We start from the raw sequence: 13,155 nt of genomic DNA on the forward strand, positions 1-13,155 counted from the left end.
TTTGTCGGCGGGCGGTTTCGCCCGAACGCCGGACGGGCTGGAACAGCCCGTCCGGCGTTCGAGGGCAAGCGGCGAAGCCGCTTTCAGGGGGTCCGGGGCACCGGTGAAGGGGCGGGGCCGGGGCCCGCAGGGCCGCTACCCCTTCTCCGCCACCCCCGCGCTGTCGAACGTCGCCACCTCGTGCATGGCCCGCGCGGCACTCTGCACGACCGGCAGCGCCAGCAGCGCACCCGTGCCCTCGCCGAGCCGCAGGTCGAGGTCCACCAGCGGGCGCAGGCCCAGCTTGGTGAGGGCCGCGACATGGCCGGGCTCGGCACTGCGGTGACCGGCGATGCAGGCGGCCAGGGCCTCGGGCGCGATGGCCCGGGCCACCAGGGCTGCCGCACCGGCGCTCACGCCGTCGAGGATCACCGGCGTGCGCAGCGAGGCGGCACCGAGGATCAGGCCGACGAGCGCGGCGTGTTCGAGCCCGCCGACGGCGGCGAGGACGCCGATCGGGTCGGCCGGGTCCGGGCGGTGCAGCTCCAGTGCCCGCCGGACGACGTCGATCTTGCGGGCGTGCATCTCGTCGTTGATGCCGGTGCCGCGCCCGGTGACCTCGCCCGGGTCGGAGCCGGTGAAGACGGAGATCAGGGCGGCCGACACGGTGGTGTTGGCGATGCCCATCTCGCCGGTGAGAAGCGCCTTGTTGCCCGCGGTGACGAGGTCGCGGGCGGTCTCGATGCCCACCTCGACGGCGCGCAGCGCCTCCTCGCGGGTCATCGCCGGACCGGCGGTGAAGTCGTCCGTGCCGGGCCGGATCTTGCGCGGCAGCAGGCCGGGGCGGGCCGGCAGGTCGCCGGCGACACCGACGTCCACCACGCAGACCTCCGCGCCGACCTGGTTGGCGAACGCGTTGCACACCGCCCCTCCGCCCAGGAAGTTGGTCACCATCTGCGAGGTGACCTCCTGCGGCCAGGCGGTGACGCCCTGGGCGTGCACGCCGTGGTCACCGGCGAAGACGGCGACGGCGGCCGGTTCCGGGATCGGCGGCGGGCACTTGCGCGACAGGCCGCAGAGCTGCGCCGAGATGATCTCCAGCATGCCGAGCGCGCCCGACGGCTTGGTCATCCGCTTCTGCCGCTCCCACGCCTCGCCGAGCGCCTTGGCGTCCAGCGGGCGGATGCCGCGCAGCGTCTCGGCGAGGAGGTCGTGCGGGTCCTCGCCGGGCAGGGCGCGGCGGCCGTACGTCTCCTCGTGCACCACCCAGGACAGCGGGCGCCGCTTGGACCAGCCGGCCTGCATCAGCTCGGGCTCGCCGGGGAACTCGTCGACGTACCCGACGCACAGGTACGCGACGACCTCCAGGTGCTCGGGCAGGCCGAGTTCGCGGACCATCTCCCGCTCGTCGAAGAAGCTGACCCAGCCGACGCCGAGCCCTTCCGCGCGGGCGGCGAGCCACAGGTTCTCGACGGCGAGGGCCGACGAGTAGGGGGCCATCTGCGGCTGGGTGTGCCGACCGAGGGTGTGCCGGCCGCCCCGGGTGGGGTCGGCGGTCACCACGATGTTGACCGGGGTGTCGAGGATGGCCTCGATCTTCATTTCCTTGAACTGCTTGGCCCGGCCCTTGGGCAGCGACGCGGCGTACGCGTCGCGCTGGCGGGTGGCCAGGTCGTGCATGGTCCGGCGGGTCTCGGCGGACCGGATGACGACGAAGTCCCAGGGCTGGGAGTGCCCGACGCTCGGCGCGGTGTGCGCGGCCTCCAGGACGCGCAGCAGGACGTCGTGCGGGATGGGGTCCGGGCGGAAGCCGTTGCGGATGTCGCGGCGCTCGCGCATCACCCGGTGGACGGCCTCCCGCTCGGCGGCGGCGAAGCCGTCGGCCGGGGGGCCGAGGGGGAGGCGGGGCTCCTCGGCCGGATCCGCGCTGTCGGCCTGCGGCTCCTCGCCCTGCGGCTCGTCGTCGCGGACGAGGGCGAGGTGCACCGGCGCGGGCGCCTCCTCCGGGGCGGGGGCGGGGGCCTGCGCCGCGACGGGCTCGGCGGGCTGCGCCGGTACGGGGGCGGGCTCGCCGTTCGGGTCGGCGGCGGGGGCCTCGGGGGCGGGCGCCTGGTCGGCGGGCGCCGCGGGGGCGGGCGCCTCCGTGGGTGCCTCGGCGGATGCCTCGGCGGGTGCTGCCGGGGTGGCGGGGTTGACGGCCGGGTCGGGGGCGCCGGGCGCCTCTTCGGTCACGGTGGGCACGGCGGCCGTCGCGGGGACCTCCGGCTGTGCGGGAGTCTCGGCGGGCGCGGAAGTCTGAGCAGGCACAACGATCTCGGCAGCCACGGGGTTCTGGAGGGGCGGGACGCCCTGGGCGGACATGGCGTTCTCGGCGGGAACGGTCGTCCCGGCGGTGGCGGGAGCCTCCGCGGGGACGGTTGCCTCCGCAGCGGCGGCTGCCTCTGCGGGGGCGGTCGCCGCTGCGGGGCGCACGGTTTCTGCGGGGTCAACGGCGCCTGCGGGGGCGGGGGTCTCCGCTTGGGCAGGAGCGTCGGCCTGGACGGGAGCGCCGGGCGCGGCGGAGGCGGCGGCGTCAGTTGAAGGGTCAGCCGACGCGGACGCGTCGGTCGGGAGGGGTGCGTCCGCGTGAGCGGACGCACCGGCCGGGGCGGAAGCGGCGGCCGAGGCGGGTGCGTCGGCCGGGGCAGGAGCGTCCGCCGGAGCGGAGGCGTCCGCCTGGGAAGCTGGGCCGTCCGGGGCGGGTGTGTCGGCCGGGACAGATGCGTCCGCTGGGGCGGAAGTGTCCGCCTGAGCAGAGGAATCGGCTTGCTCGGAACCGTCCGCCGGGGCGGGGGTGCCGGTCGAGGCAGGAGCAACGGCCGAGGCAGGGGCATCCGCCGGGACGGAGGCATCCGACTGGGAAGCCGGGCCGGCCGGGGCAGATGCGCCGACCGAGACCGAAGCATCCGCTGAGGCGGAAGTGTCCGCCTCAGCAGACGAACCAGCCTGCTCGGCACCGGCCGCCGAAACCGGGGCGCCGGTCGAGGCAAGGACATCCCCCGAGGTGGGGGCAACCGCCTGGGAAGCCGGATCGGCCGGGGCAGATGCGCCGACCGAGACCGAAGCATCCACTGAGGCGGGAGTATCCGCCTGAGCAGACGAACCAGCCTGCTCGGAACCGACCTCCGGGGCGGGGGTGCCGGTCGAGCCAGGAGCAACAGCCGAGGCAGGGGCATCCGCCGGAGCGGAGGCGTCTGCCTGAGGGGACAAACCGTCCTGCGCGGGTGCACCCACCGGGACAGAGGCGTCCGCCTGGGAGGCCGAACCGGTCGGAACGGAAGCGCTCTCTGGGTCAGGGGTGCCGGCCGAGGCAGAGGCGTCCACAGGGACGGATCCGTCCCCCGGAACAGACCCACCAGCCGAGGCAGGAGCCTCGACCGACGCGGACGCGTCCACCGCGGCAGACGCGTCCACCGAGGAAGGCGAACCGACCTGAACGGAAGCATCCCCCGGAACAGATCCACCGGCCGACGCAGAAGCATCGACCGACGCGGACGCATCCGCCGCAGCGGACGCATCCGCCTGAGGGGGCGAACCGGCCGGGGCAGAAGCGTCTGCTGGAACAGGTGCACCAGCCGCAGCAGGACCGTCAGCCGAAGCGGCCGCATCCGCCGGGGAGGGCGCCCCGGCCTGGGCGGAGTCGTTGCCCGGGACGGGTGCGTCGGCCGAGACAGGGACATCAACGGACTCGCCCGCTGCGGAGGGCGAACCGCCCTGAGCCGAAACGTCGCCCGGAACGGGTGCACCGGCCGCGGCCGGAACGTCAACGGACCCGACCCCTACGGAGGACGAACCACCCTGAGCCGAAAGGTCCCCCGGAACGGGTGCACCGGCCGAAGCAGACGGCGAACCACCCTGAGCCGAAACATCGCCCGGAGCAGGCGCACCGGTCGGGGCCGCAGCGTCGGCCGAGGCGGAAGCGTCCGCCGGAGCGGAGGTGTCCGTCGGGCCGGGTGCGCCCTCCGGGGCGGACGCATCGGTCGCCGCGGGGACGGCGGCGTCCGTCGGGGCGGCGGCGCCGACTTGAGAGAGGGAGCCGGTCTGGACGGGGACGGCAACCGAGGCCGCGCCATCCGCCGGGGCGGGGACGCCTCCGTCGGCGGACGCCCCGGCCTGTGCGGAAGCATCGGCAGGAGCAGAGGGGGCGGCCGGAGCGGAAGCATCGGCCGGAGCGGGTGCGTCGGCCGAGGCAGGAACGGAAGGGGCGGCCGGGGCGGACGCGTCCGTCTGGGAGGGCGGGGTCGCCTGCGCGGGTGCGTCGGCCGGGGCGGGTACGGCCTGCGGCACGGAAGCGTCCGCCTGGGCCGGCGCGTCGGCCTCGACCGGAGCGCCTGACACGGCGGAAGTGCCGGTCGCGGCGGCCGCGTCGGCCTGCGCGGGGCCGCCCGCCGACCCGGTCGTGTCCTCCTGAGCGGGCGCGTCGGGCGCCACCGACGCGCCGGACTGGGCGGGGGCACCGGCGGCCTGGGCAGGTGCCTCCGTCGGCGCCGAGGCGTCGGCGGCCGGAGAGGAAGCGTCAGGCTGAGCCGACGCGCCCGTCGGTGCGGAGGCGTCAGCCTGTGCTGGTGCGTCAGCCGAGGCGGGAACACCAGGCCGAGCCGGTGCGGGCGCGTCCGCCTGAGGCGACGCGTCGGCCTGAACGGGCGCTCCGGACACGGCGGAAGCGTCAGGCTGCACGAGCGCGTCGGCCTGGACATGAGCCCCCGGCGCGGGCGCGGCGGTTTCGGTCGCGGTGGCCTGCTGCGCCTCCGCGTCGGGCGTGGCGGTCGCGGCGTCGGGCAGGGCATGCGCCGCGTCGGTCACCGTGGGCGTCCCGGCGGTCGCGGTCGCGTCCGTGGCGGTCGACGGGGCCCCGGCGTCCAGCGGAGCCGCCGGGGCCGGGACGGTCGCGTCCGCGAGCGGCGCCGCCTGCGGCATCTCGCCCGGTCCCGTCTCCTCCGACCCCATCTCCTCCGCACCCGGGGTACGAGCCGGCGGAACGGTCTCCTGCGGGAGGGCTACGGCCTCGACGGGCCCCGCCGGCCCGGACTCCGCCGGCGTGCCCTGGGCGGGCACGGTCGCCGCGGGCCCGGCCTGGCCTGACGGGGCGTCAGCGAGCGCCGCGTCCGGAGGCGGTACGGTCCCGCCCGTGTTCTGCGGCGGGACGAAGGCCACGGCCGGCTCGGCCGCCGCGTCCGCCGCCTGCTCCGGCCGCTGTTCCTGGCCGTGGTGCTGCGGCTGGGCGTCCCATATGCCCGGCTGGGCCACCGGCCCCGCGTCGGCCTGCGAAGCGTCGAGGTACTCCGGGCCCGGGACCTGGCCCGCGGCCGGGGAGCCCGGGGGGTGCGGGACCGGGGAGCCGACCGGCTGCTGCGGGGCGGCCGGGCCGCGGTCCGCGAGGGAGCGCACGACGCCGCTGGACGACGGGTCGGGCGGGCCCATGTGGAGCGGGCGACGGGGCGCGGCGGGGGCGGCCGGCGGGGTGCGGACCTCTTCGAAGACGGCGGCGCCGGTGTCCCGGCCGCCCGTCTCGTGGGTGCCGCCCTGGATCGGCTGCTCGCTCCAGGCGCCCTGCGCGCCCGGCATCAGGAGCAGGTCGTCCTCGTCGGCGGCGTCCGGGTCGGCGAGGAACGCGTACGTGGACGGACCCGTGGTGGGGCGTCCGCGGGGCGCCTGCGGGACGGCGGGATGTGCCGGGATTCCGGTGTCGGCAGGAGCCGCGGCGTCCGCGGTGAGCGGGTGCCCGGGCGTCGCGCCTGCGTTCTCCGGCTGTCCCTCATCCGGGAACCGGCCGGTGTCGGTCATGCGTACCCCTCGCCCATCGGTAGTGCTCCTTCCAACCGCTCACGCCCATAGCAAGAACGAGCGTCCAACTCTCGCGGCACGTTGCGTACCGCCCCGGTGCCACCCTGCCCTGAGCACCGCCAAAAAGGAGGGGCGTTCCGGACATTGGTGACTGTGGTCTTTGACACCGAGCCGCCGCACAACGATCCGCCAGCCTACCTTCCGTACGGCGTGTCGGGATCACGGGTGCGGACGGTCCGGGGTCACGGATGCGGACGGCGGCCGCTCAGCAGGAAGGTGACGGACCGCTCGGCTTCGGTCCAGTCGGCGGTGTCCAGGCGCACGGCCTGGAGCAGGGTGCATTCGACGGCGTACCCGCCCTCGGCGAGCGCCCGTCCGATGGCCTCGGCCTCGTCGCGGGTGACGGCGTGCGCCACGATGGCCTCGGGGCGGCGGTCGGCGCAGGCGGCGACGACAGGCGCCCCGCCGCCGCCGACGCGGACGACGTCGGGTTCGGGCAGGTCCTCCAGGACGTGCGGCGCGGTGCCGTGCACGGTCTGGAGCTGGACGCCGTAGTGGCGGGCGGCGGCGAGGGTGCGGGCGCAGGCGTCGGCGTCGCGGTCGACGGCGATGACGGCCGCGCCGAACCGGGCGGCCTCGACGGCGGCGGCGCCGCTGCCGGAGCCGATGTCCCAGACGAGGTCGCCGACGCGGGGGGCGAGCCGGGCGAGTTGGGCGGCGCGCAGTTCGGTGCCCTCGCCCTCGCCGAGGACGGTGCCGTAGGCGCCGCCGGGCAGGGCCCAGCCGCGCGGGCCGGGGAGCCGGCCGGGGTCGCGGCCGGCGATCCAGCCGCCGGCGCGCTGGCCGGGGACGGCGGGGGCGGCGGGAGTGTCATCGGGGCCCGTCCCGGTCCCGCCGATGACGATGACGACGTTGGGGTCGCTCCAGGTGTGGTCGGCGACCTTGTCGGAGGTCAGGACGGTGACGCGCTCGCGGGCGGTGCCCAGTTGCTCGCAGATGACGAACGTGCGGTGGACCGGGCCGAGCAGCAGGGCCAGTTCGGCGGGTCCGGCGCCGGGCGAGGTGAGGACGGCGACCTTGGGGTGGGCGCGGCAGACGTTGACGGCCCGTCGCAGGTCGCGGCTGTGGGCGACGACGATCTGGGCGTCGTCCCACGGCATGCCGGCCCGGGCGAAGGCGGCGGCGACGGAGGAGACGGCGGGCACCACCTCGACCTCCAGGCCGTGCTCGGGGGCGCGCAGGGCGCGGACGACCCCGAAGAAGCCCGGGTCTCCGTCGGCGAGGACGACGGCGGTGCCGCGGTGCCGGGCGATGCGGCGGGCGGCGAGGTCGACGCTGCCGAGCCGGACGCGTTCGGCGGTGGGCGGGATCTCGGGCAGCGCCAGGTGGTGCGCGGCTCCGGCGACGAGGGTGGCGGCGCCCACGGCGGAGCGGGCCGCCTCCGTCAGCGGTGAGCCGTCCCATCCGATCACCGTGACCCGGTCGGCCATCGTCGTCTGTCTCCTGGGGGTGTCTCGGGGAGCCCCGTGGCGGGACTTCCAAGGCTGGGATGTCAACGGTGCCAGGGCGAGGGTGCCGAGGCGGGGGTCCCGCTCCTGCGCGGCGGGCATGGTGAGAGTACCCCGGCAGGTCCGGACCACCGTCCGGAACGCGGGGCGGATGGTTGCGCGCGGGGGGCGTCAGCGCCAGCCGGGCGACCAGCCGGGGAACGCGGCGGCGTAGCCGGTGCCGTCCCCGGTGTGCTGTTCACGCACCTCGTCGAGGTCCTCGGGGAGCAGGCTCCAGACGATGAGGTCGGTGCGGATGTCGGTCCAGCCGCCGTCCTCGGTGCGGCTGCGCGCTATCCAGGCGTTGCGGAGGACGCCCTCGCTGATGCAGCCGATCTTCTGGGCGACCTGCTGGGAGGCGGTGTTGTCGGCGGCGGTGCGGAGTTCGAGGCGTTCGAACTTCTGGTCCCGGAAGAGCCACTGGGCGACGGCGAGCACGGATTCGCAGGCGTAGCCCTCGCCGCGGGCCCAGGGGGCGGTGACGTAGGCGATCTCGCTGGAGAGGGTGTGCCAGTCGGTGTGCTGGAGGCGCACGGTGCCGACGAGGCGGTGGGTGAGGAACTCGGTGACCGCAAAGACGATTCCGCGTCCCGAGGCGCGTTCGCCGGGGGCGATCCTCAGGACCCAGTCGCGGGCGTCGGCGGTGGTGTACGGGTGCGGGGCGGACGTCCACGCGGTGATGAGCTCGTCGTTCATCATCTCCGTGAGCGCGGGGACGTCCGTCGCGTCGAACGGGCGCAGCACCAGCCGGTCCGTACTGATGGAGATGTCCGGAAAGGTGGAAGTCATGCGCTGCTCCAACGCCGGAGGGGGTTCCCCGCGCTCCGTGCGGGCGCGGGGAGGGTGGCCGGGTTCCGTCCCGGCGGTCGCGCCGGTCTCGGGTGCACCAGCATGCAGTATGGCCACAGTGGTGCGCCAAGCGCGGCGGCCCCGCGCACGCGTGGCGTGTGCGGGGCCTGCGTCCGCCGAGACGGCTGAGAGTACCGGCGGTTCCTGCGCTGCGCAGGGCGGGCGGCACGATCCGGCGTCCGTTTCGGCCGGGGCCGTCCGTTCGGGCGTCAGCTCTTGGCGGGGCCGAAGGCCGGGATGACGGCCCCGTTGCTGAACTTCTCCTCGATGAACTTCTTGACCTCGTCGGAGTTGAGCAGCTTGGCGAGCTTGACGATGCGCGGGTCCTGCTCGTTGCCCTTCTTCACGGCGAGGAAGTTGGCGTAGGGGTTGCCCTCGGCCTTCTCCAGGGCCAGGGAGTCCTTGGCCGGGTTGAGCTTGGCGCCGATGGCGAAGTTGCCGTTGATGACGGCGGCGTCCACGTCGGCGAGGCGGGGCGGGATCTGGGCCGCCTCGATCTCGGTGAACTTGACGCCCTTGGCGTCCTTGACGTCCTTCAGGGTGGCGGAGGCGCCCACGCCGTCCTTGAGCTCGATGACGTTGTTGTCGGCGAGCAGCTTGAGCGCGCGGCCCTCGTTGGTGGCGTCGTTGGGGACGGCGATGGTGGCGCCCTCGCCGAGGTCGGAGACCTTCTTGACCTTCTTGGAGTAGAGGCCGAGCGGCTCGATCTCGACGTTGACGACCGGGACGATGTCCGTCTTGTTCTTCTTGTTGAAGTCGTCGAGGTATGGCTTGTGCTGGAAGAAGTTGCCGTCGACCTCGCCGTTCTGGACGGTCGTGTTGGGCGCGTTGTAGTCGTTGTACTGCTTCACCTCCAGCTTCAGGCCGGCGTCCTTGGCGAGGTGGTCGCGGACGTACTCGAGGATGACGCTGTGCGGCGTGGGGCTGGCGGCGATGATCAGCTTGGCCGCCGGGTCCGCGTCCTTGCCCTTCTTGGTGGAGGACGAGGAGGTGTCGGAGGGGGCGCTGCAGGCGCTCAGGCCGAGGGTGAGTGCGGCGGCAGCGGCGACGGCGGCGGTGAGCTTGAGGGTGGTACGCACGAAGAGTGCCTCTTTCTTGTTCTCACGAGGTGTTGCCGCCCGGCAAAGGGTCCGGGCTCGTGGTGTCCTCGGGGCCGTCGATGGGCCCCGCGGAGATTCAGGGAGCGTCGACAGCCGCCTTGGGCTGGTCGGCGGCGTCGGCAGTCCGCTGGGGGGGGACAGCCGTGGTGTCCGCGGCCTTCGCGGCCTGCGGGGTGCGGCGCAGGCGCCACAGGCCGACGGGCGCGGACTGACGTCCGGTGCGCCGGGCGAGGCGGCGGACGGTCAGGTCGCCGGCGATCTGGACTACGGTGACGATGATGACGAGCAGCACGATGGTGATGTTCATCAGCTCGTGCTCCTGCCGCTGGTAGCCGTAGTTGATAGCGACCGCGCCGAGCCCGCCGCCGCCGACGGCACCCGCCATGGCGGAGTAGCCGATGAGGGCGATCACGGTGGTGGTCAGGCCGGCCACGAGCGAGGCCAGGGCCTGCGGGAGCAGCACCTTGAAGATGATCGTCCAGGTGCCGCCGCCCATCGCCTGGACAGCCTCGATCAGTCCGCCGTCGACCTCGCGCAGGGAGGTCTCGACCAGCCGGGCGAAGAAGGGGATGGCGCCGATGGTGAGGGCGACGACGGCGGCGCTCGGGCCGATCGACGTGCCGATGACCAGGCGGCTGAAGGGGATCAGCCAGACGATCAGGATGATGAACGGCACCGATCTGGCGATGTTCACCACCACGCCGATGACCCTGTTGACCACGACGTTCCGGATGAGTCCGCCGCGGTCGGTCAGATAGAGCAGGATGCCCAGCGGCAGACCGCCCACGACCGTCCAGACCGCGGACCACCACACCATGAAGAGGGTGTCGAGACAGCCGTCGCGCAGCAGTGGCTGCATCTCGTTCCAGGTCACTTGGCACCTTCCTTAAGGAGGGCGTCGGCCGCGGCCTCCGCACCGGCGGTCACGGGCGCCACCTCGACCTGGAGGCCCTGCTCGCGCAGGAAGCCGATGGGGACCACGTTCTCCTCGAAGCGGCCGGGCAGCTCGATGCGCATCCGGCCGACCTGGCGGCCGGCGACGGTGTCCATCGCGGCGCCGAGGATCGAGATGTCGATGTTGTACGTGCGGGAGAGCTGCGAGATGACCGGCTGGGTGGCCGCGTCGCCGTGGAAGGTGACGTCCACGACCGTGCGGTCGGGGCCGGACGGCTCGCCGCCCACCGGGAACAGCTCGGTCGCCAGCTCGGAGCCGGGCGTGGCCAGCAGCTCGGCGACGGTGCCGGACTCCAGCACCCGGCCCCCCTTCATCAGGGCCGCGGAGTCGCAGATGGACTTGACGACGTCCATCTCGTGGGTGATCAGCAGCACGGTCAGGCCGAGCTGCCGGTTGAGGTCGCGCAGCAGCTGGAGGATCGAGCGGGTGGTCTCCGGGTCGAGCGCGGACGTCGACTCGTCGGAGAGCAGCACCTTGGGGTCGCCGGCCAGGGCGCGGGCGATGCCGACGCGCTGCTTCTGGCCGCCGGAGAGCTGGCCCGGGTACGCCTTGGCCTTGTCGGCGAGGCCGACCAGGTCCAGCAGCTCCAGGGCCTTGCGGGAGCGCTCCTTGCCGGACAGGCCGAGGATCTCCAGCGGGAGCTCCACATTGGCCTGGACGGTCCGCGAGGACAGCAGGTTGAAGTGCTGGAAGACCATGCCGATGCGGCTGCGCGCCTGCCGGAGGGCGGCGCCGGCGCGCGGGCCGCGGCCGGCGAGCGCCGTGAGGTCCTGGCCGGCGACGGTGACCGTGCCGGACGTGGGCCGCTCCAGCAGGTTGACGCAGCGGATGAGCGTGGACTTGCCGGCGCCGCTCTGGCCGATGACGCCGTACACCTCGCCCTCCCGCACGTGCAGGTCGACGCCGTCGAGGGCGGTGACCTCGCGGCCGCGTGAGCGGTAGACCTTTGTCAGGCCCGTAGTGGTGATCACAGGGGTTTCCGTCACTGTCGAGTGCGCGGCTTGTGGGGCGCCGGCGCACGGGAATTCATTGCGGAACGCGGCGTGGGATCCCGTCGGCGGCCGTCGTGTCGGCGGCGGTGGCGGGGATCCGGTGTCGCGGAGGGTGGAGAGCGGGCGGTCCGGCGATGGACGCGGGCTCTACGGGTCTCGCTTCGGGGCGCGAGGCTCGGAACGGGGGCCCTCAGCGGTCACACATTCGACACATGCGACGAGCAGCACCGGGCGTCGTCATCGCCTCGGTCGCAGAGATGCGGGTGCTCGTCGTGGTCATGCGGGCAAGTAAAACAGACGTACGCGCGAACAGGCCAAGGTTGTCCGAATGGCGGACATCCTCGGTCACCCCGTGGACAGTGCGGGCCGGGCGCGGCGGGCGCGCGGGGGCCGTCTAAAGTCGTCCCCATGCCTGTCACGCCCCATCCGCACGCCGGTGCCGCCCGGGGGTCACGGTGATCGACGCGCTGACGCTCGCGGTCGGTGTGACCGCTCTCGCGCTCGCCGTCTGGTGCGGCCACGCCGCGTACCGTGACCAGCCGACCAAGGACTGGCACTTCATCGGCATGGCCGTCGTCTCCGTCCTCGCCCTCGCCCAGCTGGTCGTCGGCGTGGTGCAGCTCGCCCGGGGCGAGCGGCCCGTGAAGGGCACCGCCCTCTTCGTGGCGTACCTGCTGGGCGCCGCCGCGTGCGTGCCGGGCGCCGGATTCATGTCGCTCGCCGAACGCACCCGCTGGGGGTCCGCCACCGTGGCCGCCGGCGCCGTCATCCTCGCCGTGCTCCAGGTACGGCTCTACGACATCTGGGGAGGCTGACCGTGACCGAACCCGCCACCACCGCCGGGGAGGGCGGCCTGGGCAAGGGCCCGGGACGGCTGCTGGTCTGGCTGTACGGGGTGTTCACCGTGGCCGCCGCGTCGCGGTCCATCGTGCAGATGGCCCTGCACTTCGGGGACGCGCCGCTCGCGTACGTGCTCTCGGCCGTCGCGGCCGTGGTGTACGCGTTCATCACGTACTCGCTGGTGCGGGGTGGGGAGGGGGCTCGGCGGGCGGCCTTGGTGTGCTGCGCGCTGGAGCTTCTCGGAGTGCTCACGGTGGGGACGTGGACGCTCGCGGATCCCGGGGCGTTCCCCGATGCGACCGTGTGGTCGGACTACGGGATGGGGTACCTGTTCATTCCGGTGATCCTGCCGGTGACGGCGGTGGTGTGGCTGCGGCGGGCGCCGGTTTCCGCTTCGCGGTGAGGGTGCCCCGGACCCGCCCTTTCACCGTTTCCTGGGGGCGAGCCCCCAGACCCCCCTTTCGCGGCTTCGCCGCTCGTCCTCAAGCGCCGGACGGGCTGAAATCAGCCCGTCCGGCGGCAACCCTCACCCGGCCGCGGCCAACTCCCCCACCTCAGCGGACTTCTCGAGCGTCACCACCGTCAGCGCCTTGCTGACCACTTCCGTCCCCACCGCCTCGTACCCCCGCTTCCGGCACAGCCGCAGCGTCAACTCGCTCCGCCGGCCGACAGCCAGGCGGAAGCGTCGTGCCGAGCCGTCCGCGGCGAGGCGCTCCTCCACGGCGGCGAGGAGCCGGCCGCCGAGGCCGTGGCGGCGGAGGCGGGGGTGGACGATGAGACCATTGAGGGTTGCGGTGCCCTCAGGGTCGACCGTGCCGCGGACCGAGCCGACGACCTCCTCCCCCAGCCGGGCCACCAGCACGCACCCGGCCCCCAGTTCCGCACGCAGCTCGTCCAGGGTCTGGGTCAGCGGCTCGAGGGAGTAGTCCCCGTACAGCTCGGCCTCGCCCTGGTAGCAGAGGTACTGGAGCTTCAGGATCCGTTCGGCGTCGTCCTCGGTCGCCGCCGCGATGGTCACGCTCATACCCATGTGCGCATGCCTCCCCTGGTCAGTCCCGTACGTTCCGTCT

Annotated in this window: 9 protein-coding genes; 2 read left to right on the forward strand and 7 right to left on the reverse strand. The window is 74.0% G+C overall.

From position 1 onward, the window contains the following. Nucleotides 1-135: 135 nt before the first annotated feature. The 6 genes from cobT to J7W19_RS05320 all read right to left on the reverse strand — a co-directional run bounded on the left by cobT (nucleotide 136) and on the right by J7W19_RS05320 (nucleotide 11,224). Nucleotides 136-2,451, reverse strand: a complete 2,316-nt coding sequence (cobT, locus tag J7W19_RS32745) for a nicotinate-nucleotide--dimethylbenzimidazole phosphoribosyltransferase (RefSeq protein ID WP_411848826.1) — start codon at nucleotides 2,449-2,451, stop codon at nucleotides 136-138. Nucleotides 2,452-6,044: 3,593 nt separating this feature from the next. Further along, complete coding sequence (gene cbiE / locus J7W19_RS05300; protein ID WP_004942269.1) at nucleotides 6,045-7,292, reverse strand: precorrin-6y C5,15-methyltransferase (decarboxylating) subunit CbiE; 1,248 nt, start codon at nucleotides 7,290-7,292, stop codon at nucleotides 6,045-6,047. A 189-nt stretch (nucleotides 7,293-7,481) separates the two neighbouring features. Then, the gene (locus J7W19_RS05305) at nucleotides 7,482-8,138 is read right to left on the reverse strand and encodes a GNAT family N-acetyltransferase (protein ID WP_004942267.1); all 657 of its coding nucleotides are present in this window, start codon (nucleotides 8,136-8,138) and stop codon (nucleotides 7,482-7,484) included. A 269-nt stretch (nucleotides 8,139-8,407) separates the two neighbouring features. Then, nucleotides 8,408-9,277, reverse strand: a complete 870-nt coding sequence (locus J7W19_RS05310; RefSeq protein WP_004942265.1) for a MetQ/NlpA family ABC transporter substrate-binding protein — start codon at nucleotides 9,275-9,277, stop codon at nucleotides 8,408-8,410. A 97-nt stretch (nucleotides 9,278-9,374) separates the two neighbouring features. After that, nucleotides 9,375-10,172 carry a methionine ABC transporter permease gene (locus J7W19_RS05315; RefSeq protein WP_004942263.1) on the reverse strand — a complete coding sequence of 266 codons (798 nt, stop codon included), beginning with the start codon at nucleotides 10,170-10,172 and terminating at the stop codon, nucleotides 9,375-9,377. Further along, a complete protein-coding gene (locus J7W19_RS05320; protein ID WP_004942260.1) occupies nucleotides 10,169-11,224 on the reverse strand; it encodes a methionine ABC transporter ATP-binding protein in 1,056 nt (351 codons plus the stop codon). Before J7W19_RS05320 ends, J7W19_RS05315 begins: the two co-directional genes overlap by 4 nt. A 476-nt stretch (nucleotides 11,225-11,700) precedes the next feature. Between J7W19_RS05320 and J7W19_RS05325 the strand changes: the two genes are divergently transcribed. Together J7W19_RS05325 and J7W19_RS05330 are read left to right on the forward strand one after the other, a co-directional pair. After that, on the forward strand, nucleotides 11,701-12,060 hold the full coding sequence (locus tag J7W19_RS05325) for a hypothetical protein (RefSeq protein WP_004942259.1): 360 nt from the start codon (nucleotides 11,701-11,703) through the stop codon (nucleotides 12,058-12,060). 2 nt (nucleotides 12,061-12,062) lie between these two features. Beyond that, the gene (locus tag J7W19_RS05330; protein ID WP_004942256.1) at nucleotides 12,063-12,488 is read left to right on the forward strand and encodes a hypothetical protein; all 426 of its coding nucleotides are present in this window, start codon (nucleotides 12,063-12,065) and stop codon (nucleotides 12,486-12,488) included. 123 nt (nucleotides 12,489-12,611) lie between these two features. On the opposite strand, the gene J7W19_RS05335 is transcribed toward J7W19_RS05330, so the two are convergent. After that, the gene (locus tag J7W19_RS05335) at nucleotides 12,612-13,115 is read right to left on the reverse strand and encodes a GNAT family N-acetyltransferase (RefSeq protein WP_040892775.1); all 504 of its coding nucleotides are present in this window, start codon (nucleotides 13,113-13,115) and stop codon (nucleotides 12,612-12,614) included. Between the last annotated feature and the right edge of the window lie 40 nt (nucleotides 13,116-13,155).

It is taken from the genome of Streptomyces mobaraensis NBRC 13819 = DSM 40847, assembly GCF_017916255.1.
GTDB lineage: Bacteria > Actinomycetota > Actinomycetes > Streptomycetales > Streptomycetaceae > Streptomyces > Streptomyces mobaraensis.